Below are 23,495 nucleotides of genomic sequence, written 5' to 3'. Positions count from 1 at the left end.
GAACCCTAGCCGTAAACCGGAAACTGTTTGCACAGCGCAATCATATCTGCCTGGACCCGGGTAATGACCGACTCATCACCGGGAGCATCCAGCACATCGGCAATACCCTTGCCCAAGCGCTGCATTTCGGCGTCGCCAAAGCCACGGGTAGTGGCTGCCGGAGTACCGATGCGAATACCACTGGTGACGGCCGGCGGACGGGTATCAAAGGGCACCGCATTTTTGTTGACGGTAATATTGGCACGCCCGAGGGCTTCTTCAGCTTCCTTGCCCGTTACCTTTTCACCGAGATTGAGGAGGAAGAGGTGATTGTCGGTGCCGCCGGAAACAGCGGTATAACCGCGCTCAGCCAGGACTCCGCTCAGGGTCTGGGCATTACGAATGACCTGCTGCTGATAGGTTTTGAATTCGGGCTGCAGGGCTTCCCGGAAGGCTATCGCCTTGCCGGCAATGACATGCATCAGAGGACCGCCCTGTAATCCCGGGAAAATCAGCGAGTTCACCTTCTTGGCGTACTCTCCACGGCAAAGAATCAGGCCGCCACGGGGACCACGCAGCGTTTTGTGGGTGGTGGTGGTGACAAAATCAGCATGGGGCACCGGGCTGGGATGCAAACCGGCGGCGACCAGGCCGGCAATGTGCGCCATATCCACCAGCAGATACGCACCGATACTCCGGGCAATCTCACCGATTTTTTCAAAATCAATGATGCGGGAATAGGCGCTGGCCCCGGCGACGATCATTTTGGGGCGTTCCTGTTCGGCTTGGGCCGCCAGGGCATCATAATCAATGCGCCCATCTTCAGCCCGCACCCCATAGGCAGCCACCTGAAAGAGCTTACCCGATACATTGACCTTGGCACCGTGGGTCAGATGTCCACCATGGGCCAGACTCATGCCCATGATTTTATCGCCCGGCTGCAAAACCGAAAGATACACAGCCTGATTGGCCTGAGAACCGGAATGGGGCTGCACATTGGCATGTTCGGCACCGAAGAGCTCCAGGGCACGATCCATGGCAAGCTGTTCGGCAATGTCCACATATTCGCAGCCACCATAATAGCGTTTTCCCGGATAGCCCTCGGCGTACTTGTTGGTCAACACCGAACCCTGGGCCGCCATGACCATGGGACTGGTATAGTTTTCGGAAGCAATGAGTTCCACATGGTCTTCCTGACGTTGGGTTTCCTTGCGCATGGCATCCCACAAGGTGGGGTCAAAATCAGCAATACTGAGGGTTTTGGAAAACATGCTGCACTCCTTCAAAAACTTCCGGGAAATTTGTGGCTAGACACTAATGGATACAAGCACTCACGGCAAGGGTAAAAAATGCGTGCAAACCATGAATGAAACTCATCAGAGCTTGACGCGCACCGGCTGGGGATGCTGCGCCAGCACGAAGCGGGAAGTTTCTTTCTTTTTCCGGGGAGGACGACGTTTGTCGGCAAATATGTCCTGATAGGCGACATGAATGACCGGCGGCCCCAGCACCCAGACAATCAAGCCCAGCCACAATTGGGAAAAAGCCGGCATGAACAGATTGGCGAGCAGAATAATGGCCCAGAGGCCAATCAGGGGATCCCGCAATTCCGGTCGGAACAACAGGGTCAAAGTGGTTTCCACCTCGGATTCGAGCCAGCCATGACCTTTATGCAAGGCCAGTGCAATGCCGAAAAAAGCCGGAGAAAACCAGAAATAGGGCATCAGTGACAAATCCGAGAAACGTTGCCCGAAGGCAAACCACCAACCCCAGAACCCCTGACCCAAACCACTATTGTCATGCCAAGGGATGTGGATGCCAGCGAGCAGGCTGCCCATGACGACCATATCCTGACCAAACTCGAAAATCATGCCAAAAACAGCAAAAAGCATTCCCCAGACGACGGCCACATGCAGGGCATGACGCGTTTGCCGAGGACTGTAGGATTCCACTTCTGCGTCAGTGTTGGCGGCAATTTCCAGGCCAAAAAGCAAACCAAAAGGAGCCAGGGCATACATCAGCCATTCCGGGAAAGGGATAGCGGTCAGCACCAAAGCACCCCCAGTGAGCCACAGCCAAGGGCGGGGCCGGGCCATGACTAACTCAGCACCCCCTTCGACCCAGCTGACTACGCGACTTACCCACTTCCAAGCCAAAATCATCCCCCGGCACTTTGGCACATGGCCAAACACAACTTGATGCAGAATATATCCATTAAATATTCTAAACCATCCAGATGGATGAATACAAAATTCCTACACAGAATTTTACTCCGAGTTGGCCGCACGCGATGTTTGCCTGCATGCCGCTTGTCGCCGCCGCTCTTGAAGTTTAGACTCACCCGGCTCTGTTATGATGATTAGAAAAGCATACCATGCCTGCTCAGATACCTGCTGATTCCGTTGGATTGGTCATACCGCAGACAGCCGCCTTTCCGGGCGACCTGCAACTGGAGTGCGGGCGAAGCTTACCTGGCTACACCTTGGTTTATGAAACTTATGGCGTATTGAATAAGGATCGCAGTAACGCCATCCTGCTCTGTCACGCCCTCTCCGGTGACCATCATGCCGCCGGTTATCATCAGCTGGAAGACCGCAAACCGGGCTGGTGGGAACATCTGCTCGGTCCCGGCAAGGCCATGGATACGAAGCAATTCTTTTTCGTCTGCGCCAATTTCATCGGATCGTGCAAAGGTTCAACCGGCCCCGCCAGCATCAATCCAGAAACTGGCAGCCCCTGGGGGCTGGATTTTCCTATGGTGACGGTGAGGGACTGGGTAAAAACCCAGGCCGATCTGGCGGACTATCTGGATATTGCGCAATGGGCTGCCGTCATTGGTGGCAGCCTGGGCGGTATGCAGGTCATGCAGTGGAGCATGGATTATCCGGAACGCCTGCGTAATGCCGTCGTCATTGCTGCCGCTCCCAAATTGACCGCGCAGAATATCGCTTTCAACGAAGTCTGCCGACAGGCCATCATGACCGACCCCGATTTTCATAATGGCCGCTATTATGCCCACGACACCAAACCTCGTCGGGGCCTCTCCCTGGCGCGCATGATCGGCCACATCACCTACCTTTCCGATGATGCCATGCGCAGCAAGTTTGGCCGCGAAACCCGGGGCGGCAAGGCTTTCTCTTTTGGTTTTGATGTGGATTTTGAAGTGGAAAGCTATTTGCGCTATCAGGGCTCCAGCTTTGTCGAACGCTTTGATGCCAACAGCTATCTCTACATTACCAAAGCCCTGGATTACTTTGATCCGGCTAGTGCCTACGGAGGCAATCTGGCAGAAGCCTTTACGCCGATTCAAGCCGCTTATCTGGTCATTTCTTTCAGCTCCGACTGGCGCTTTTCCCCGGAGCGGTCCCGGGAAATCGTCCAAGCGCTTTATACCTGCAATCGTGATGTCAGCTATGCCGAAATCGAATCCACCCACGGCCATGATTCGTTTTTAATGCCCATCCCCCAATACGTGGCCGTCCTGCGCACTTATCTGCAGCGCGTTGCCGAGGAAATTGGCCTATGAAGCTGCGCCGTGACCTGGCCATCATTGCCGACTGGATTGCTCCCCAGAGCCGCATTCTCGATCTGGGTTGCGGGGAGGGAGAACTTCTGGCCTACCTGCGTGCCGAAAAAGAGGTCCAGGGTTATGGGGTGGAAATTGAAGAAGACCGTGTGGTTGCGGCCATTCGCCGTGGGATTCCGGTTATTCAGCAGGATCTCGATCAGGGGCTCAAAAATTTTGCCGATCTCAGCGTGGATACTGTCGTACTCTCCCTGACACTCCAGGCGACAAACTTTCCACTGCAATTATTACAGGAAATGTTACGAGTGGGCCGCGAAGTGATTGTCACTTTTCCCAACATGGGCCACTGGCATGCGCGCTGGCAACTGGGTGTTCTCGGAAAAATGCCGACCACAGACGCCTTGCCGCATACGTGGTATGATACTCCCAACATTCACCTGTGTACGATTCGGGATTTCGAGCAGCTCTGCGCTGATAACGGTATTGTCATCCATCAGCGGGTGGTGCTGAATGACCGGCGCCATAGCACCTGGCGCAATCGTCTCTTACCTAATTTATTTGGAGAAGTCGCCTTGTATCGCTGTGCGCTGGGCGCACGCTAAGGCCTACGCGAGGAGCATGCCATGACTCTGGAACTGATCAGCTTCCCCCTCTGCCCTTATGTGCAGCGCTCCGTGATCACTCTACTGCACAAGCAGGTAGGCTTCAAACTCACCCACATTGATCTTGCCCACAAACCCGAATGGTTTCTGGCTTTATCCCCCATGGGTAAAGTGCCCTGCCTGAAAATCGGTACGGATACGGTGCTTTTTGAGTCCCAGGTCATCAATGAATACCTGGATGAAACCATTGCGCCGGCATTACATCCTGCCGACCCGCTGGAGCGCGCCCAGCATCGCGCCTGGATTGCCTTTGGTAGCGAAATGATCGGTGACCAGTTCCAGATGATGATCGCCCAGGGAGAAGAGCGCTTTACCGCTGCCAGTCGCCAACTCTTCGACAAACTGGAGCGGCTCGAAAAAAACATGACCGGAAACCATTTTTTTGCCGGCCAAAACTTCAGCCTGGTAGATGCGGCTTATGCGCCCTTATTCATGCGCATGGAAATCCTCCATGCCTTAAGACCATTACCGCGCTGGGAAGCCTTGGGCAAACTGCGGCGCTGGACGGCCTTGCTCATGGAATTACCGGAAGTAGCCGGTTCCGTCACGGCTGACTTTCCGGAACGACTGCGCAATTATATCAGCGAAAAAGGCAGTCTTCTGCTACGCTCAGTCTGACAGGTCGGGTCTGAATGGCTGGAAGCCGCATTTACGATAACAGGAGTCGTGCAATATGAGTGATCAACAGGGAGAGGACATGCAGGATCAGGCGCTTGTGCCCACCACCCACTTTGGCTACCAGGAAGTTCCGGAAACTGAAAAGGAGCATCTGGTCAAAGGAGTATTCAGCAGTGTTGCGGGCAAATACGACCTGATGAATGACCTGATGTCACTCGGTGTCCATCGTCTGTGGAAACGCTTCACGGTCGATCTGGCCCGCCCCCGCCCCGGCCAGCGGGTGCTGGACCTGGCTGGAGGAACCGGAGATCTGGCCGCCGCCATTTATCCGCGCATCCAACCCCGGGGATCCATCGTCGTATCGGACATCAATCCGGAAATGCTCGCCGTTGGCGAAACGCGCCTGGCCGACAAGGGGATTGTCGCCGGGGTCGAATTCGTCGAAGCCAATGCCGAAGAACTCCCCTTCCCTGATCGCGAATTTGATCTGGTGACCCTCGCCTTCGGAATCCGCAACATGACCCACCCCGAGCGCGCCCTGAAGGAAATTCATCGCGTCCTCAAGACCGGTGGCCGCGCCTTGATTCTGGAATTTTCCCACCCGCGCTGGCCGGGTTTACAGTCCATCTACGATCTCTACTCCTTTCAGCTGCTCCCGCGCATTGGCGAACTCGTGGCCAAGGATCGGGAAAGTTATCAATATCTGGTGGAATCCATCCGTCGTTTCCCCGACCAGGATACTTTCAAGATGATGATGGAAGATGCCGGACTGGAGCGAGTGGAAGTGTTCAATTTATCGGGGGGCATTGTCGCACTGCATCGCGGCTTTCATATGGACTGATGAATGCTTTTCATCTGAACACCTAAAAATTCCCTCTTGAGCCGAGACTCCGGGCAGGGCATGATGACCTCAATTTTCGCAGAGGAGTAATGCCCATGACGTCCGTTCACAGTCTCGGTTTTCCGCGTATCGGTCATAAACGCGAACTCAAAAAAGCACTGGAAAGCTTTTGGTCCAAGGAAATTGACGAAAAGGAACTGCAATCCCGCGCTGCCCAGTTACGTGACCGCCACTGGAAAATCCAGCAGACCTGTGGGATGGATCTGATTCCGGTCGGTGATTTCAGCCTTTATGACCATATGCTGGACATGAGCTGCACCCTCGGCGCCATTCCCCCGCGTTATGGTTTTTCCGGTAGCCAGGTCGGCCTGGATACCTTTTTTGCCATGGCCCGTGGCTCCAGCACTCAGCCTGCCATGGAAATGACCAAATGGTTTGATACCAACTACCATTTCATCGTCCCAGAATTCCACGAAAACATGACCTTCAGCCTGAGCAGCGAGCGCCTGTTTGATCAGGTCAAGGAAGCCCAGGCCCTGGGTATCAAGGCCAAGCCCGTGCTCGTCGGTCCCATCACCTATTTGTGGCTGGGCAAGGAAAAGGACCTGAATGCCGAAGCCCATCATGAAGCTCAGCATCATCATGATGACAGCGCCTGTCATGGTCACGGCGCCCCGGTGGGCAATGCCTGCTTTGATCGCCTGACCCTGCTGCCCAAGGTGCTGCCGGTATATGCCGAAATTCTCGAGCGTCTCGCCGCCATGGGTGTGGACTGGGTACAGATGGACGAACCCGCTCTGGCCCTGGACCTCCCCGCCGAATGGCGCAAAGCCCTGGAGTCGGCTTATCAGACCCTCAGCAAGGGCAAAAGCCCCAAAATTTTGCTGGCTACCTATTTTGATTCAGTAGCCGACCACGCCGAAATCCTCAAGGCCCTACCGGTGGCCGGTCTGCATCTGGACCTGCGCCGCGCTCCCCAGCAACTGGATACTTTCCTGAAAAATTATCCCGCCGAAAAAGTGCTTTCCCTGGGCGTAGTAGATGGTCGCAATGTCTGGCGTGCTGACCTGGATGCCGGTCTGAAACTGCTGGAACCCGCCCATCAACAGTTGGGCGAGCGCCTCTGGGTGGCTCCTTCCTGCAGCCTCCTGCACACCCCCGTGGATCTGGATCAGGAAAACGAACTGGATGCCGAGCTGAAATCCTGGCTGGCTTTCTCGGTGCAGAAACTGGATGAGGTCGCCATTCTCGGCCGTGCCCTCAACGCCGGCGTGGATGGCGTCGCTCAGGAGCTGGCTACTGCCCGCGCTGCCGTGCATTCCCGCAAAACCTCCCCGCGCATTCACAACCCGGCTGTGGCCCAGCGCCTTGAGGGTCTGGGTCAGGATGACGGACAGCGCAAAAGTCCTTTCCCGGCGCGCGAAGCCGCACAACGGGCGCGTTTCAAGCTGCCCGCATTCCCCACCACCAGCATCGGCAGTTTCCCTCAGACCCCTGAAATTCGTAAGGCCCGCCTGCAGAACCGCAAGGGCGAACTGAGCGACACTGACTATCAGAAGGCGATGGAAGCGGAAATTGCCCTGGTGGTGAAAGAACAGGAACGCCTGGGTATTGATGTACCGGTGCATGGTGAACCTGAACGGAATGACATGGTGGAATATTTTGGTGAGCAGCTGGCCGGATTTGCCTTTACCCGCCATGGCTGGGTACAGAGCTACGGCTCACGCTATGTAAAACCGCCGTTGATTTTTGGCGACGTGTCCCGCCCCACCCCCATGACCGTGGCCTGGAGCCAATATGCCCAGTCTCTAACCCAACGTCCCATGAAAGGCATGCTCACCGGACCCGTAACCATCCTGCAGTGGTCTTTTGTCCGCGATGACCAACCCCGAGAAAGAACCGCCCTGCAAATTGCCCTGGCCATCCGTGATGAGGTCAAGGATCTGATCGACGCCGGTATCGGCATCATTCAGATTGACGAACCCGCCTACCGCGAAGGACTGCCCCTCAAGCGCAAGGACTGGGATCACTATCTGAACTGGGCATCGCGCGCATTCCGTATTTCTGCGCAAATTGCCCCCGATGATGTGCAAATTCATACCCATATGTGCTACTCGGAGTTCAATGACATTCTACCTGCCATTGCGGCCATGGATGCAGATGTCATTACCATCGAGACTTCCCGTTCGCAAATGGAATTGCTGGATGCTTTTGCTACCTTCAACTACCCCAACGAAATTGGACCCGGTGTGTATGATATCCATTCCCCCCGCGTTCCCAGTGTTGAAGAAATGGTGGGGCTGATGGAAAAAGCCGTCAAGGTGGTCCCGGCCGAGCGCTTGTGGATCAACCCAGACTGCGGACTCAAGACCCGCAAGTGGGCAGAAGTCACTCCGGCGCTGGAAAACATGGTGGAAGCCGCCAAGCAGGTACGTGCCAAACACGTCTGATTCCTCCGGGATTGTTGCATCACCAAGGCCCCTTTATTGGGGCCTTTTCATTTATTGATGCTGCGACTTTTTTTCGATCCGCACGGAGCAGATCATGCCGGCCACCAGAGGAAAATTGTTGGGGTTTTTGAGCAAGCGAATGCGCACCGGGATTCTTGAAGGTAACCGCACCCAGTTGAAGCTTGCCCGCACTCTGGCCTGTAACCTCTCGCCGGTCTGACTTTCGCGGTCAGCAATGGCTGGAGCGATGCTCTCCACGATTCCGGGCAGGCTCTCATGCGCCCCCAACAGGGTAATCCGGGCATGCTCGCCAATATGCACACCCCGAAGGCGGGTCTGCTCAAAATAAGCATCAATCCAGTAGGACTTGGCTTCCACCAGAGCCAACAGGGCTTGACCCTGCTGTGCATAATCTCCGGCACGCAGCCGCAGATGCGTAATGGTGCCGGCAACCGGTGCCCGGACCGCTGTTCGCGACAAGTCATAAGCCGCCAAACGCACAGCCGCCTGAGCGGCGCGCAGTTGTTCTGCTGCGACGCGGACTGCCAGCTCGGCATCGGAACGGGCCTCGGCAGAAACTGCAGCCGCAGGCAAACCGGCACGCCGCGCTGCCTGCTCACGACGCAGGGCCAGCCGGGTACTGGCTTCGGCGAGGGTCGCTTGGGCTTTATCCAGGGCTAACTGATAGCGCTGCGGATCAATACGAAACAGCAAAGCCCCCGCTGCGACAGACTGGTTATCCTTGACCAAAACCTGCGTGACCCGGCCACTCACATCGCCATTGATCTCGACAATTTGCGCCTGAACCACGGCGTCCCGCGTCCACGGAAGGTCCATATAGGCATGCCATAAACGCCAGCCCAGATAGACGGCAAGAGCCAGTACCAGAAGGGTCACAAGGACGCGAACAAAGCGACGAATCATCCATAGACTCCCAGGGCCAGGGCCGTAAAAACAATGACAAAAAAAGAGAGTCGAAACAGCGCTGGATGCCATATCCAACGCTCCAGATTCCAGCGACTGCTCCATTTATCGAGCAGCAGAAAAAGCAGAATACTGAATGCCAACACCGGCAGGAGAGTTGGCACCAAAGCGCCAAAAAAGACCATTTCAACGGGCATGGACTTGTTCCTCTGTCGCCACAGACAATCGCCGGGACACGCTGGCAATCACATGTACGTACACCTGAAACAAAGCGTCGGGAGGCAAAATCGGATGCAGGGCCGGGTCCACTTTCTCCTCAGGTAACTCGGCCACAGCATCCAGAATGGCCCGGACCCGCGCCCGATATTCCGGGGTTGCAGGGACCTCACGACTTTGTTGAATGATGCGCAGCAAGGGCGCCACATACTGTTCCTGATAGCGCTGCAAAGGATCGCCGCCCTCTGTTTGTCTATTGAGCAACGTGCGTAACTGCAGGATGGCTTCCCCCAACTCGTTCAAACGCATCGCCTCGCGCAGCACTTCCACATCCCGGGTTTGCTGGGGTGCCAGGTCTGCAGCCAGTAAGCGCAAATATTCGCGGCTTTCGAACTCAAACCGACCGCGCAGACGCAATGAGGCCTCGTCGCTGGCCACCCTGCGAACCCATTGGCGTAAATGCATCAACAGTCGGCGGCGCTCCCAACTATTTCCAGCCGGAAAAATCAGAAAAAAGGCGATTCCCACCAGAAATACTGAAAGGAGCTCTGCGACGCCCATATTCAGCATTTCCACGTAGGAAAAAGCCTGATCATTGGCGGGAATGGCCAGTTGTGGGAAAAATATTCCAAATCCGGCCGCCGTACCGGACCAGCGAGTGCGCGTCAGTAGCCAGGGTGATATCAGAAAGAAAGGCAGTAGCGCTAGAGCCAGCAGGGTAAAACCCTGCACTCTCGGCAGTAACTCCAGACTAAACAACAGGGCTGCAAGAAAAGCGCCGACAATACCGAAACCCATTTGGCGAACCGATGCCAAGGGATTCGGGAAGGTCGAAAAAAGGGCGCTGAGCACTACGGCGATGATCAGCGCGGCGGGTCCCGATGGCCAGGCAGCCTGTAGCCAGAAAAATGCCACAGCAGCTACAACCAGGATGCTACGCAGAGCTGCGCCCAAGGGTTGAACGATTTCCGTAGGCGGTCGAGCAAAACTTGCCAGCGGCATATCCCTGGTTGCCGGAGGTAACTCCAGATGCTGGAAATGATCGTAGCTATCCAGATACCGCAGCAATTCTGCCAGGAAACGCGTAAGCAACAGAATCAGACTATCCAACCCCAGCGCTTGGGCCGGATTCAGGGAAGCGCGCAAATCCTGACGCAAGCTCTGCAGCTGCTCGACCGTGCGCTCCAGCACTTTCTGCATAGGTACCAGCACCAGCTGCGTACTGTTTTGTTGCAAGTCCTTTTGCAGCTTTTCTAAGTCCTGTCGTAACGGCGTGATCAATGCTTGGACAGGATCCCTGAGGGGCGCAAATTCCGGTCGCCGGAGCCTGCGTATATGACTGTTCAATAAATGCAGGGCGCCAGAAGCCATCATCATATCGGCGATCATCTGCTGGGTGCGTTCATTGTGCTGTCGTCCCCTGGCACTTTCAAAGAGGCTGCTGGAACGATAACTGTCCAGTTGCAAGGTCTCCTGAATCGCTTCCAGATGTAAAACCATCCAGTCCGCACGGACCACGCCGCCGTCGAGCACCCGCAGGGTGTTGCGCAAAAAATGCTGGAGTCTGGCCTGGGCAGTCTGGCGCAGCAGCTCTTCCAACGATTGCGGAAAAACAAGGGCACTGATCACCGAGGCCACCACAATACCGAGCATGACGTCACTGAGACGCGCCACCCCGATAAAAAACGCATGGCTGGGGTCGAGGGCGGCAGGGATACCCACCAAGGCTGCCGTATAGCCCGCCAGCACAAAAGCATAGGCCTGAAAATTCCGGAAATACCGGGCGCCCGCCGTACAAAAACCTACCCACAGCGCAAGACCCGCCAAAAACCCGAAACGCGCATCGGGGAAAGCCGCTACCAGTAACAAGGCCACGATACTCCCAACGATGGTGCCAATCGCGCGATAAAAACTCTTGGCCAGCACCATACCATTGCGTGACTGCATGACAATGAAGACAGTAATGACCACAGTGCCGGGGGAGTCGAGCTGAAAGCGATAGGCCAGCCATAGCCCCAACAGCGCCGCCAGGGCGGTCTTCCCCCAGAAAAGCCAGTCTGGCACCTTATGCTGCCAGAAAGCCTGCCAGCTTTGGCGACCGGCAATGGTGGCCAAATTCATGGTGCTTGCCGATGCTGGAACCAGGTATCCGGAATCACCCGCCCACCCAGGGCCGCATACAGATTGATCAAGGATTGCCGGGCACGGGCGTTCAATCGCGTTTGTTGCAGATGGTTGTCGATCAGGGTGAGCTTGACCTCCAGTTCGGGCAAAGCATTGCTGAGCCCCGCTTTGTAACGCTGTTGCTGCAGGCGCTTTTGAAGCTGCAGGAGATGGTCGCGCTGGTCCAGGCTGGTACGCTCCTGACCGGCAGCCTGTAAATCGGTCAAAGTCGCTGTAACCTGCTGCAAGGCCTGCAGGAGACTCTGCTGATACTGCGCCAAGGCCAGATGATAATCAGCCCGGGCAGCATCAAATTTGCCCCGCAGACGGCCACCGGTAAACAGGGGCAAGCTGATGGCCGGCCCCACTCCAGCCTGCAGGGAACCGGGGTGCAAAAAAGTGAACAAGCTGCCGGCTGCCGCCAGGCCACCGGCAAAAGCGACAATATTGACGTTGGGATAATAGGCATCTCGCGCCACATGGATAGCTTCTGCGGCAGCCTCAATGGCGCTGCGGCGGGCCAGCACATCGGGACGCCCCGCAATCCATGCGGCGGGAATCTGTCGGGGAATATGCCAGCCGGACAGGGGGATACGGACCGGCGTGGCCGAAAGGTCTCTGGGCAACCGGGTACCCACGCCGCAGAGCACGGCCAGAGCCTGTCGGTTTTTGCGGACTTTGGCCTGTTGGATGACGATGTCTTCCTGCAGACTGGAAATGCGCCGGGCGTAGCCCAGGGCACGCAGAGAGTCGGCCAGTCCCTGCTGGTACCGTGCTTTCTCGATTTCCTGAATCTGCCGCAATAGTGTCTGTTCCTGATGCAACTGCGCCAGGATGGCATCATCAGCCCTTACCGCCAGGATTTGTTGCAGGACCGCATTCTCTACCAGCAACACGGCTGCCCGGCGGCGTTGCTCGGCGATACCCAAACGGTATTGAGCGACTTTTGCACGAGCCTGTTCTTGCCCCCCGATATCCAGGTTGTACGAAAAATCCAGCTTCAGGGCGTTATTCCAGGAGGTCTCCCCCGCGTAAGGCGGCAGATAAAACTGGTTTTTCGTCCATTGACTGATACCCAACTGACCACTGGCCTGGACTTGGGGTAAAAGCTGAGCGCCAGCCTCACGCAAATCTGCTGTCGCCAGACGCACGCGCGCTTCGGCAGCAGCCAAATCAGGATTTTTGGACAAGGCCAGTTGGAGAATTTTCTGTTCAGCAGGATTCAGCAAGGATCGCCACCAATCAGGCTGTGCCGGGGTGGTCGAACTGCCCGTCACCAGTGTGGGGCTGATCCGCAGGTTCTGGATTTTGTCGGGTGCCGCCAAATGCGGCATCCGTGGAGCACAACCGGTGAGCATCAGCAATGCCCAGGCCACAAAATACCCACGTCGCAACGGCTACACTCCCAGCATAAGTAACATCTCTTGCGCTGCCGAGATTACCGCTTCAACTCGATTCCAGCAACACGGGCAGTAGAACGGCCAGGCGTAACCACCTCTCCTAAGGACGGCTTGTCGATGCACAGACAGGAAAGATAGAATCCAAGCAAGCCTGCTTGCACTTTTTCAGGGACAGTCCATGAATCTTTCGCCCCTTCATAATCTGCGTGCAGATGTGCCTGCTGCGGTAGTTGTAGCGCTGGTCGCCATGCCTCTTTGCCTCGGCGTCGCACTGGCTTCGGGAACCCCCCTGGTAGCAGGTTTGATCGCCGGCATTGTGGGCGGTGTACTGGTACCCCTGTTCAGCCGCTCAGCCCTGGCCGTCAGCGGCCCCACTCCAGCTATTGTCGCCACCCTGCTGGTGGCCATGGAAAGCCTGCACAGCTTTCCGGCATTGCTGCTCGCCGGCGTCATCGCCGGTGCTATCCAGATTATTCTGGCCCTGTTCCGGGCCGGCGTCATTGCTTATTTTTTCCCCTCTGCCGTCATTCAGGGCATTTTATCGGCCATTGGCATCATCATCATTCTCAAACAGTTTCCTTTCGCTATTGGCTTTGATATTGGCGAATTCGGCAATCAGGATTTTTGGGACGGCCACGGGGAAAACACCTTCAGCGCCATACTGTCAGCCTTGGCACACGTTGAATGGGGGGCGCTGCTGGTCAGTGTCCTGGCCTTGTCCATTCTGATTCTCTGGGACAATGTGGCGATTCTGCGCAAACAAACCTGGCTTTCCGGTCCGCTGATGGCGGTGGTAATGGGAACGCTGCTCAACCTGCTCTTTGTGCATTTTCTGCCGGGGCTGGCCATCGACAAAAGCAATCTGGTCAATTTGCCGGTGATCCGCTCCCTGGCCGATTTGCAGGGCATGCTGCAAATGCCGGACTGGGGAATGATTGGCTCCAAAACCGTGTGGATTACGGCTATCGCCATCACCTTTATTGCCAGCCTGGAAAGCCTGCTGTCCATTGAAGCGTCTGACAAACTCGATCCCTTCAAAAGAAGGACGCCTCTGGACCGTGAACTTCTCGGACAGGGCATTGCCAATATGGCCAGCGGATTGATCGGCGGACTGCCGGTTGCTGCGGTCATTGTCCGCAGCACGGCCAACGTCGCAGCCGGTGCTCGTACTAAAGCCAGCGCCTTTTTGCATGGAATATTCCTGCTCCTGGCGGTACTGTTTCTGGCCAGCCTGATGAATCACATCCCGCTGGCAGCCCTGGCGGCCATCCTGATTTTTGTCGGTTTCAAACTGGCCCATCCGCACATTTTCAGGAAAATGTTCCGTCTGGATAAATCCCAGTATTTGCCCTTTCTCATCACCATTATCGCCATTCTTTTCACCAGCCTCATTACCGGCGTAGTGATCGGTCTGCTTGCCGGTATTTTCTTTGTCCTCAAGGCCAACTATCACAGCGCTATAGAAATTGATCGGGAAGGCGAGGCCTATAAAATCTCCCTGAACCGGGAGGTCACTTTCGTCAACAAGGCGCGTCTCTCCCATATTCTGGAAAAACTGCCCAGAGGCGCGGAAGTGATTCTGGATGGCCAAAAAGTACGGTTCATCGATCATGACGTACTCGAAGTTATCCGTGATTTTGAGCGGGCAGCCGTGCTCAAAAACATTCAATTACGGGAGCAGAATTTCGACACCCCCGTACTCAAGCCTCTCGTCTGAAGCTTACAAACGGCCTTGCGCCAGCAGTTCCGCATTACCCCCGGCGGCAGTGGTATTGATGCTCACAGCCTGTTCCGCCACCATGCGCAGCAGGTAATGGGGGCCACCGGCTTTGGGTCCGGTACCGCTTAATCCTTCCCCACCAAAAGGCTGAACACCCACCACGGCACCAATCATATTACGATTGACATACACATTACCGCAGCGGGAGCGCGCCGCGATATGTGCTGCCCGACCATCAATCCGGGTCTGTACACCCAGGGTCAGTCCGAATCCCAGTGCGTTGATAGCGTCGATCAAGGCATCAATTTGCCCGGCCTTCCAGGTGACTACCTGCAGCACCGGCCCAAATATTTCCTCGCGCACCTGACTGACATGGTTAATGGCATACGCACAGGGAGCCACAAAATGCAGATCCCGCTGTTGATCGTCGGCGATGGTCAGGGCCAAAGAAGTATCCCCGCCCCGGGCACTCTCCAGTAAAGCGGCCGGCCAGGCAGTACGCGCCAGCAATTTACCGCCGCCCTGACCTATCCGGCCGATTTGTTCCACAAGATGAGACTGGGCTTCAGCATCAATCACTGGGCTCACATCCGTGGCATAATCCAGCGCCGGACCGATCACCAGCTCCTGCATGGCGCCGGTCAACATAGTGAGAATTTCATCCGCGCATTCTTCCTGCAGACAGAGCAGTCGCAGTGCCGAACAGCGTTGTCCGGCGGAACGGAATGCCGAAGCAATAACGGCATCCACCACCTGCTCCGCCAGGGCGGTGGAATCCACAATCATGGCATTGATGCCCCCCGTCTCAGCAATCAAAGGAACGATGGGACCGTCTTTCACCGCCAGTGACTGATGAATATGGCGGGCGACAGCGGTTGAACCGGTAAAAATCACTCCGGCGGTCAGAGGGTGTTCTGTCAGGGCCGCTCCCACGGTTTCACCGGCACCGGGCATCAGCGCCAGGGCATCCCGGGGAACCCCCGCCTCCCAGAGCAACTCCACAAAAGCCTGGGCAATAGCCATGGTCTGCTCTGCTGGCTTGGCCGCCACACTGTTCCCGGTCACCAGCGCCGCAACCACCTGCCCTGCAAAAATCGCTAGGGGGAAATTCCACGGGCTGATACAAACAAACACGCCCCGTCCCCGAAGATTCAGGGAATTTGCCTCGCCCGTCGGACCGGGGAGTACCTCCTTGCGCATCAGGGCCTTGGCCTGAATAGCGTAATAGCGGCAAAAATCCACAGCTTCGCGCAGTTCGGCAACCGCATCTGCCAGGGTTTTGTGGGCCTCACGCATCACCAGGGCGAGCATGGGCTCGCGCCGGGACTCCAACAGATCAGCAGCCTGGGTCAAAATTTCGGCGCGTCGCTCCACCGGCAGAGCATCCCAGCGGACTTGTCCGGCATGGAGGGTATGCATCAGCGGGTCGACATTTTCTGCCGTGATTTCTTCAGGCGTCTGGACGCGCAGCGCCCGTGCGGCGGCCAGTACCGGACTACGTTCAGTGTCATAAGTCATATCCATTCCTTGGCTGTTCAGTCGGCATTCACCGTGAAGGTAACCATAGATCTCTGCGGGTCTGGGCAATGCTGTTTCTTCAGCACGCCAGAGAGGACTCACCAGGAGATCTTCAGCAGCCACATGCTGATTGGCCAACTGATGAATAAATGAAGTGTTGGCGCCATTTTCGAGCAGACGCCGTACCAGATAGGCCAGTAAATCTCGGTGACGGCCTACGGGTGCATAGATGCGCAGGCGCTGAATAGAACCATGGCGCAATACTTCGCGATAAATTCCTTCTCCCATGCCGTGCAAGCGCTGCATTTCAAAGCGGGCGTCGGGCTGTTGCTCTGCCAACCGCAGCACGGCGGCAATGGTCGCCGCATTATGGGTGGCAAACTGAGGATAAACCAGGGCCCGGGGACCATTGGCGGCTTCAAGCAGGCGTGCCGCACAGGCCAGATAGCTGATATCCGAATGATGCTTATGGGTAAAAACCGGATATCCCTCCAGACCCATTTCCTGGGCTCTTTTGATTTCCATATCCCAGTAAGCCCCTTTGACCAGGCGCAGCATCAAGTGGCTCTGATTACGGCGGGTGCGAGACAACACTTCTTCAATGACCGCATCGGCGCGGCTTTGATAGGCCTGCACGGCAATACCCAACCCCTCCCACCCGGCGCAAGTCGCATGACGGGCCAGATGCTGTTGCAAGGCATCCAGCATATCGAGCTGGAGTTCCAGACGATCACTTTCCTCCGCGTCCAGGGTCAGATTCAGTCGTCCCTGAGCCGCCAGTTCCGCCAGTTGCTGCAGCTTGGGAAAGAGCTCTTTCCATAAACGACCCCGCTGGGCTTCCTCGAAGCGCGGATGCAGCGCCGAGAGTTTGATGGAAATACCATCGCGCTCCCGGGGGCCACCATTACCGGGTTGTGTCGCCAGAGCCCGCAAAGCAGATTCATAGGCAGCTGCATAACGGGCGGCATCGGCACTGTTGCGGGCGCCTTCTCCCAGCATGTCATAGGAATAGGACAATAAAGGCTGCTTTTTTCTGGCCTCTCCGGCCCGACGCCGCGCCTCGCCCAGATCCTGCCCCAGCACAAACTGCCGTCCCAGCAGGGCAATGGCGCGCACGGCAGCGGTCACCACCGTGTTCATCCCAAGGCGCTGCACCAGATTGCGGGTTTCCTTTTCGGCCAGCAGGCGACGCGACAATATCAGCACCCGACCCGAAATCTGGGTAATCCAGGACTGCTTTTCTTCTCCCGCAAAATGCGCCCGCCCCAATTGATCCGCAGCCAGCAGGGCTGCGGTACCGGTATCCGGAACGCGCAGCAAAGCCTCGGCAAGACGCATCAAAGCCAAGCCCTCCGCACTGGTGATGGGGTATTCTTTGAGCAGAGATTCCAGGGCCCAGAACGGCGCTGGCTGCTTGCGCACGGCTTCCACCCAGGGGCGAGCCTGGTCAATCACTTCCAGCCAATTGAGCTTATCGCCCAGGGCTAAGAGAAGACTATCGACCTGCTCTTGCTCGTCCCGATAGGGAGGTGGCAACAATCCTGCGGCGTCCAATGACTCTGGGGGTTGATGAACTTCATCAGGTGAAGCTGAATTTGAATATAAACGGGTTTGAGACATTCCAATAAGGCTCCTTGCAGCAGGTAATCGAGTTTATGATCAGCCTGTGCCTGCCTCCTTTTAACTTCTACGGATTTTATGGGCTGTGTTTTCTCAGCGCTAAAATCTCTTGTGAACAACCAGCCATAAAGGGTGTCATAGTTAGCCTAGTGGATGCAAGTATAGTATTTGCAGCAGGGTGCATCAGCAGAAAAGCACCTCCGAACCTTTTCGGTCGAAGGTGTTTCTCCTTATGATCTGAGCTTAATCCCCGTCATTAGCGACGTAGTAAGAAACCGGAGCATGGTGCTTGGCAGCATAATCATGCAGATACGCCATGACCTGCTCGTAGGACTGCTTGCCTTTGCTGCCAATCCATTCCTGACGCATCTGCTCGGGGCCAGGAACCTTGAGCAGGCTGGTAGGCGTATAACTGGCCTTGGCCTCGGGTAGAGGCTGTTTAGCCCCATGTGGGCTGGTGTGGGATTCCAGCCACTGAGCCGTCAGGGCATGGCCTGTGGCTCCCGCTTCCCGTCGTAACAGCACGTGGTTGCTGCAGGTACCCGGATTGAAACGGACAGGAACCTGCATGGGCAGCAACGGGATGGGGGCAAAATCGGGGTGTTCCGTCCAGATTCCCGAAAATACAGCGGCGTTACTGTCCCACTGCGACATGGGCGGGAGCCCCAAAATCGCTTCGATGGTCTTGACGATATTGACCTGGGAATACTGAGTCGTTTCCAGATAGTGCTGTTTTACCCAGGGCCCAATGGCCAGCGCAAAAGTGCGGTGGGCATTGATGTGATCGGCACCCGACTGGGCATCGTCCTCGTTGAGGAAGACCACCATATGTTTCCATTGCGGCGTGGTAGAAAGATAATGCAAGAATTGCGCCGTGGCATGGTCGTTATTGGCCACATAGTAATCGGGCGAGTAGTAACACGCCTTGCGACCCGCCGTGTGGTCATCGGGCAACCAGATATAAATGAAGTGCGGGAACTGGGCCCCGGGATGCTGCTGGAGCCAGTGAATGGCCAGCTTGGCCCGGTCGGTATCGAGAATCATCCGGTCCCAGGCCGGGAAGTTCGTTGCCAAGTGGGCTTGCATGGCTTTCGAGATGGCTCCGGCCTTGGAGCGGGAAACAAACTCACCAAAATCCTCAAAAGAAACCTGATGCTCCAACAGATCATTGAAGAGGAAGAGTCGTCCCGGATAACTGATCCAGGGATTGGACCAGTGCCCCAGTACCGAAAGATCCTGATAAATAGCATAGGGATTGTTGGCACCGGGCTTACCCGGCTGGAGTGATTGGGTCCAACCGGGATTTCCTACCAGCCCGCGCTGGGAGTAGTACTCCGGCCAGGTTCGCTGCACGAAGTCCGAGTCAGAGGCACCGGTGGTCCATTGATGGGCCTGGGCGGTTACTTCACCGTCGGCCATGAAGTTGACGAAAAGGGTGTTGTGGGCAGCCAGATGATAGAGATTGGGCAACTCGCGGGGACCGTAAAGATCAAGTTTGGGATCCGCCCAGTGTCCTGCTGCCTGATATTTGCCCAGATCTTCATCAAAGGTCTTATTTTCGCGCAGAATGAAAACCACATAGTGAATATGCTGATGGAGCCAGTCGGTGGTTTTGACATCTGCCGCATGGCGGGCAGCGCGCTGAGCCGGGCTGAATCCATCATTTTCCAGCACTTGTTGTGTCCATTCCGGGAGCTTGCTGTCCAACTCTGACAGCGAAATCTTCTGGACCAGACCATTCATCATGTCACCGACCCACTGAAAATGAATGTTGGGTCCACTACCCAGGCCCTTGCCCGCCACAACGTAGAGACTTCCGTCATGTACGGTCAGGGCGGTCGGATACCAGCCTGTGGGAATCAGCCCCAGGGCCTTGCCGCTGGCCTGATCAAAAACGGCAACATCATCATTGCCGGCATTGGCGACGAAAATCTTGCCGTCAGCTACCGCCAGGCCATCGGGATAGCTTCCGGGCAGGGCATCGGGGTAAGGACTGTCATCCAGTACCCGTACCATTTTCAGCGTTTGGGTATTCACCTCCACTACCCGATCGGCGTTGGCATCAGCCACCAGCACATCAGGGCTTCCCGGGATGGCCGTCATAGCCGTAGGATGAACGCCGGCACCCGTGCTTGCGGCCGTTTCTTCGGGGCCGGTGGCGACCTGTCCGAGGGTCTGAAAAGTGGCGCGGTCGATTACCGTCACGCCATTGCCGCCCCAGTCACTGACCACCAACCGTTTGCCGTCATCCGCCAGAGTTACCGCAAAGGGATAGGCTCCGGCATTGACGTAGTCGGTCTTTCCGCTGGCAATATCGATCCGGGCGAGGCTATTGGACAGCATACCGGTCACATAAAGATGCTTCCCCGCTGGCCCAACAGCTACAGAATCCGGGTAAAAGAGGTAGGGCTTATCCTGATCTCCCTGATATTGATAGGGATACTGATCCTTGGGAAATTTCTGCCATTGCAGACTGTAGTGATGCGTCACCTGCAGCTTGCCATCCACCATCCGCATGGCCAGCACCTGATCAGAAACACCACCCGTTGCATAGAGGGTGCCGTCCGGGCCACTAGCCAATCCCTGAAAGAGATCGCCGTGGCCAATTACCGTGGCGTCCAGCGCTTTTTTACTGGCCTCGGAACGCAGGGTGGCAGCAGCATCAGCCGCGAGTTGCTGCGGCTGGGCCTTGGTCCGATAGGCCACACCACCAGCCAGGGGAGCACTCGGCGCTTCAGCAATACCAGTACCATTCGGTAAGGGAATACTCACGGGCTTCTTGGGCGTGCCATCCCGGTAAATGGCCAGCAGAGCCTGCCGCTGCAGCTGCGTACCAAAGAGCTCAATACTTTGGGAGGGACTGGCTCCATTGGCGAGGACAGCCACGCCACCGAAATAAGGCACAATCATGGTCGGGAAATTGGCGGTGTCATTGATAGTGCCGACTGGTCCCACCTTCCGCCCCGAGGGCAGCGCATGGACATAATCGTTGTTATCGACCTGCACCGCGTGGTCGATGGAACGGACCGTATCGGCATGGGCCAGCAGGGGCAAACCGGCAAGAATGATACTGATCAGGGATGAAACGCTGCTTCGGTGCTTGGGCTGAAATTTGAGAATCATGTTCATTTGGCTCCGCAGGGGTAGATGTGGCCAGATATTTATTCGTTATTACGGAGCATTTTATCAAAAGAATATTACAGTTTGATGAAACCTGATCGGATCCGCCCAATTAAAGGACCCGTTTTGCTCATTCAGGTCAGGATAGCTTGGGGTCGATGGGCAGATAGGCAAAAACGCCATAGGGGCGGGAGTAATTCAGCAGCAACCGGGCCTGACTGAGGGCGGTTTCGCTCCCTTGAGGCAAAGAGGGGGCAAGGCTGGCCAGCGCCCAGGAATGGAGTTGCGCAAAAGGCGACTCTCCCTCGGGGCGAGGCAGGTAATACAGATGGTAATGACCATTTTTGAGATGGGCGAGCTGGACCACGGCTTTTTCCGCCTCAGTCATGCCACCCAGACCATCCACCAGACCCAGGTGATACGCATCGACGCCACTCCAGGCGCGGCCCTGGGAGTCTTTCTCCACCTGGGCCACGGGCAGGTGCCGGGCTTTGGCTACCAAATCCACGAAATGCCCATAAATGTGGTTCACCACCGCCTGGAAAGCCTGTTGCTCAGATTTGCTCAGCGGGGCATAGGGGGAGATGGATGGTGCATCGGGTACACTGCTGACACCGGAATAGCCAATACCCAGTTTCTGCAGCAAGCCGGAGAAATCGGGGAAAAGCACGAAAACACCGATGTCGGCGGCGATGGTAGTGGGTTCGGCATAGATCCGGTCTGCGCCGGTGGAGAGCCAGTAAGCGCCCGAAGCACCCAGGGTACCCATACTCACCACCACCGGCTTGCCCGCCTCGCGCAGGCGAACAACGGCCCGGCGAATGGCATTGGCGGCATTGACGTCGCCGCCAGGACTATTGACCTGGAGGATGACCGCCTTGACGTCCTCCTCATGGCGGAGGCGATCCAGTTGGCGAACGGTGGGCCCCGAGGCTACTACGCCCTGCTCTTCGTTGTTGCCGGGGACCAGCATGCCGTCGATGGGGACTACCGCAATTTCCGGCCCATGTTCGTGCTCATGTTTGGCGAAACTCTGGTAATAGCGGCGATAACTGATGGTATGCAGTTTTTTGGATTTTTCGCCCATGACCTTGGCCACGGCATTGCGAAAATCCTCGGCATCACCCAGTTGGGTCACCAACTTCTGACTGACCGCCAATTGCCCGGCATTCCCCTGATACTGCTGCAACAGTTGCGGCAACTGCGTGGCGTAGATCTGCAAATCGGCGGTCGAAATGCCACGCCCCTTGCTGATGGCCTGCCCATAGGACTGCCACCAGGTAGCCAGCCAGGCCCGGTTTTCTTCCTGGGCCGCCACCGACATGTCTGTACGCGTCAGAGGTTCGACGGCAGACTTGTATTTGCCCTGGCGAAACGCCGATACCGTCACCCCGATTTTTTCGAGTAGTCCCTTGAAATACAAATGATGATCGGAGAAAGGCGTGACCAGTGCCATGCCCAGAGGTGGCAAAAAGACCTCATTGGCCTGGGCCGCCAGTACATAGTTGCCATTAGAATACTCGGGCGCATAGGCGTAGATGAGTTTGCCCTGAGCCCGAAAATGCTGCAGGGCCTGAGCCACGCTGAGCAACTGCGTCAAGCTACCGCCGTTAAATTTGCTTAGATCCAGGGCGAGGACGCGAATATGTGGGTCTTTGGCCGCATGGTCGATGCTTTCGACCAGATGACGGAGCAGAATGGTATTTTGGCGGGGATGAATTTTCTGCAGCAGATGGTTTTCCCAGGAATTGCTGCGGCTATAAACCAGGCTTCCCTGGGGTTCCAGCCAGAGCACTGCTTTATCAGGAACGGAAATCGCTTTCTGACTACTGAAATAGCCGGTCAGGCCGATGATGATCGCCGCCAGCACCAGCAGAGTCAGCAGATTGAGGACGCCCAGGCGAATCCAGTGCAACAGCTTTCCCAACCAAATAAAGGGCAAAAAGAGAAAACGCATGTCTCAGGCTCCGCTGGATACCCCGCAAATCGTTGGTTTTGAGCCTAGCAGAGGCTGCAGCTCGGGGCAAACCCCGAAGACGATTGATGGAATTAATCTGCGTGCCGCCAGATCACCATATACCCGGACGGACATGACAACCTTGTAGCAAGCATCTAAAATGACATCACCTGATGCCATGATAAGGCCTTACTAAATGCGAACGACCCTCAACCTGGATGATGAACTCCTGGCCCAGGCCAAAACGCTCTGTGGCGTGGAAGACCGGGGCGCTCTATTGAAAGAAGCCCTACGGGCTTTGATTGAACGGGAAAGTGCTCGACGCTTGGCGCGCCTGGGTGGCACCGAACCACAATTGCAGAATATTTCCCGCAGGCGGGAGCCTACTGCTTGATTCTGGTCGATACCTCTGTGTGGATCGATTATTTCCGTTCTGGAGATGCCCAACTGGCTACACTGCTTGATCATGGCAGGGTACACACTCACGATTTCATCATCGGCGAAATTGCCTGTGGCCATCTCCAGAATCGCCAGCAGACTTTATATCTGCTCTCCTGCCTGCCCCGCTGCAAGTCCACATCTCCGGAAGAAACCCTCTTTTTCATTGAGCGCCATGGTCTGATGGGACGCGGCATCGGCTATGTGGACGTGAGCATTCTGGCCTCTGCCGTACTCATGCAGGCAAATTTATGGTCCCGTGACAAACGCCTCATGACTCTGGCCGTCGAACTCGGCTGCGCCTACGCATGATGTCACCCACAAGCCAAAGAGCGCTGATTCC

The 23,495-nt window shown here is 56.3% G+C and carries 17 protein-coding genes; 8 read left to right on the top strand and 9 right to left on the bottom strand.

The genetic code is table 11. The features are described 5' to 3' along the window. Positions 1-5 precede the first annotated feature (5 nt). Positions 6-1,250, bottom strand: coding sequence for a serine hydroxymethyltransferase (glyA, locus tag B1757_RS01290; RefSeq protein WP_101536602.1), 1,245 nt, complete (start codon positions 1,248-1,250; stop codon positions 6-8). Positions 1,251-1,355: 105 nt separating this feature from the next. Next, positions 1,356-2,141: a hypothetical protein gene (locus B1757_RS01285; protein ID WP_438263614.1), complete on the bottom strand. Its 786-nt coding sequence runs from the start codon at positions 2,139-2,141 to the stop codon at positions 1,356-1,358. Between the two features lie 212 nt (positions 2,142-2,353). Between B1757_RS01285 and metX the strand changes: the two genes are divergently transcribed. The 5 genes from metX (at position 2,354) to metE (ending at position 8,076) form a co-directional block, all read left to right on the top strand. Continuing rightward, positions 2,354-3,505, top strand: a complete 1,152-nt coding sequence (gene metX, locus B1757_RS01280) for a homoserine O-succinyltransferase MetX (RefSeq protein WP_101536601.1) — start codon at positions 2,354-2,356, stop codon at positions 3,503-3,505. Continuing rightward, positions 3,502-4,107: a methionine biosynthesis protein MetW gene (metW, locus tag B1757_RS01275; protein ID WP_101536600.1), complete on the top strand. Its 606-nt coding sequence runs from the start codon at positions 3,502-3,504 to the stop codon at positions 4,105-4,107. The genes metX and metW overlap by 4 nt, the downstream gene beginning before the upstream one ends. A gap of 21 nt (positions 4,108-4,128) precedes the next feature. Then, the gene (locus B1757_RS01270) at positions 4,129-4,785 is read left to right on the top strand and encodes a glutathione S-transferase family protein (protein ID WP_101536599.1); all 657 of its coding nucleotides are present in this window, start codon (positions 4,129-4,131) and stop codon (positions 4,783-4,785) included. Between the two features lie 55 nt (positions 4,786-4,840). Further along, the gene (gene ubiE, locus B1757_RS01265) at positions 4,841-5,626 is read left to right on the top strand and encodes a bifunctional demethylmenaquinone methyltransferase/2-methoxy-6-polyprenyl-1,4-benzoquinol methylase UbiE (protein ID WP_101536598.1); all 786 of its coding nucleotides are present in this window, start codon (positions 4,841-4,843) and stop codon (positions 5,624-5,626) included. A gap of 95 nt (positions 5,627-5,721) precedes the next feature. Then, entirely contained in the window at positions 5,722-8,076 is a 2,355-nt protein-coding gene (gene metE / locus B1757_RS01260; protein WP_101536597.1) for a 5-methyltetrahydropteroyltriglutamate--homocysteine S-methyltransferase, read from the top strand. Positions 8,077-8,127: 51 nt separating this feature from the next. On the opposite strand, the gene B1757_RS01255 is transcribed toward metE, so the two are convergent. From B1757_RS01255 to B1757_RS01240, 4 genes are read right to left on the bottom strand one after another with little or no spacing between them, the layout of a single operon-like run. Then, a complete protein-coding gene (locus B1757_RS01255; RefSeq protein WP_216360805.1) occupies positions 8,128-9,000 on the bottom strand; it encodes an efflux RND transporter periplasmic adaptor subunit in 873 nt (290 codons plus the stop codon). Then, complete coding sequence (locus B1757_RS01250) at positions 8,997-9,197, bottom strand: DUF1656 domain-containing protein (protein ID WP_101536596.1); 201 nt, start codon at positions 9,195-9,197, stop codon at positions 8,997-8,999. The genes B1757_RS01255 and B1757_RS01250 overlap by 4 nt, the downstream gene beginning before the upstream one ends. Continuing rightward, positions 9,187-11,337 carry an FUSC family protein gene (locus B1757_RS01245; RefSeq protein ID WP_101536595.1) on the bottom strand — a complete coding sequence of 717 codons (2,151 nt, stop codon included), beginning with the start codon at positions 11,335-11,337 and terminating at the stop codon, positions 9,187-9,189. Before B1757_RS01245 ends, B1757_RS01250 begins: the two co-directional genes overlap by 11 nt. Then, on the bottom strand, positions 11,334-12,773 hold the full coding sequence (locus B1757_RS01240; protein ID WP_101536594.1) for an efflux transporter outer membrane subunit: 1,440 nt from the start codon (positions 12,771-12,773) through the stop codon (positions 11,334-11,336). Before B1757_RS01240 ends, B1757_RS01245 begins: the two co-directional genes overlap by 4 nt. A 184-nt stretch (positions 12,774-12,957) precedes the next feature. Here B1757_RS01240 and B1757_RS01235 point away from each other — a divergent pair, with 184 nt between their 5' ends. Then, a complete protein-coding gene (locus B1757_RS01235; RefSeq protein ID WP_101536593.1) occupies positions 12,958-14,496 on the top strand; it encodes a SulP family inorganic anion transporter in 1,539 nt (512 codons plus the stop codon). A 3-nt stretch (positions 14,497-14,499) separates the two neighbouring features. Here B1757_RS01235 and B1757_RS01230 read toward each other — a convergent pair whose 3' ends face one another. The 3 genes from B1757_RS01230 to sppA all read right to left on the bottom strand — a co-directional run bounded on the left by B1757_RS01230 (position 14,500) and on the right by sppA (position 22,714). Beyond that, positions 14,500-17,637 (bottom strand): L-glutamate gamma-semialdehyde dehydrogenase, encoded by a 3,138-nt coding sequence (locus B1757_RS01230; RefSeq protein ID WP_101536592.1) that lies wholly within the window; start codon positions 17,635-17,637, stop codon positions 14,500-14,502. Positions 17,638-17,880: 243 nt separating this feature from the next. Then, positions 17,881-20,760 carry a bifunctional YncE family protein/alkaline phosphatase family protein gene (locus B1757_RS01225; protein ID WP_143484187.1) on the bottom strand — a complete coding sequence of 960 codons (2,880 nt, stop codon included), beginning with the start codon at positions 20,758-20,760 and terminating at the stop codon, positions 17,881-17,883. A 136-nt stretch (positions 20,761-20,896) separates the two neighbouring features. Next, positions 20,897-22,714: a signal peptide peptidase SppA gene (gene sppA / locus B1757_RS01220; RefSeq protein ID WP_101536591.1), complete on the bottom strand. Its 1,818-nt coding sequence runs from the start codon at positions 22,712-22,714 to the stop codon at positions 20,897-20,899. A 196-nt stretch (positions 22,715-22,910) separates the two neighbouring features. On the opposite strand from sppA, the gene B1757_RS01215 reads away from it, so the two are divergent. Both B1757_RS01215 and B1757_RS01210 read left to right on the top strand, forming a co-directional pair. Then, on the top strand, positions 22,911-23,108 hold the full coding sequence (locus B1757_RS01215) for a type II toxin-antitoxin system VapB family antitoxin (RefSeq protein WP_101536590.1): 198 nt from the start codon (positions 22,911-22,913) through the stop codon (positions 23,106-23,108). Then, positions 23,105-23,464: a type II toxin-antitoxin system VapC family toxin gene (locus B1757_RS01210; RefSeq protein ID WP_101536589.1), complete on the top strand. Its 360-nt coding sequence runs from the start codon at positions 23,105-23,107 to the stop codon at positions 23,462-23,464. Before B1757_RS01215 ends, B1757_RS01210 begins: the two co-directional genes overlap by 4 nt. Positions 23,465-23,495 lie beyond the last annotated feature (31 nt).

Source organism: Acidithiobacillus marinus (assembly GCF_002847505.1).
Classification (GTDB): domain Bacteria; phylum Pseudomonadota; class Gammaproteobacteria; order Acidithiobacillales; family Acidithiobacillaceae; genus Acidithiobacillus; species Acidithiobacillus marinus.
The sequence above is the reverse complement of the archived record's forward strand: the minus strand, read 5'-3'. Positions and strand labels throughout refer to the sequence as shown.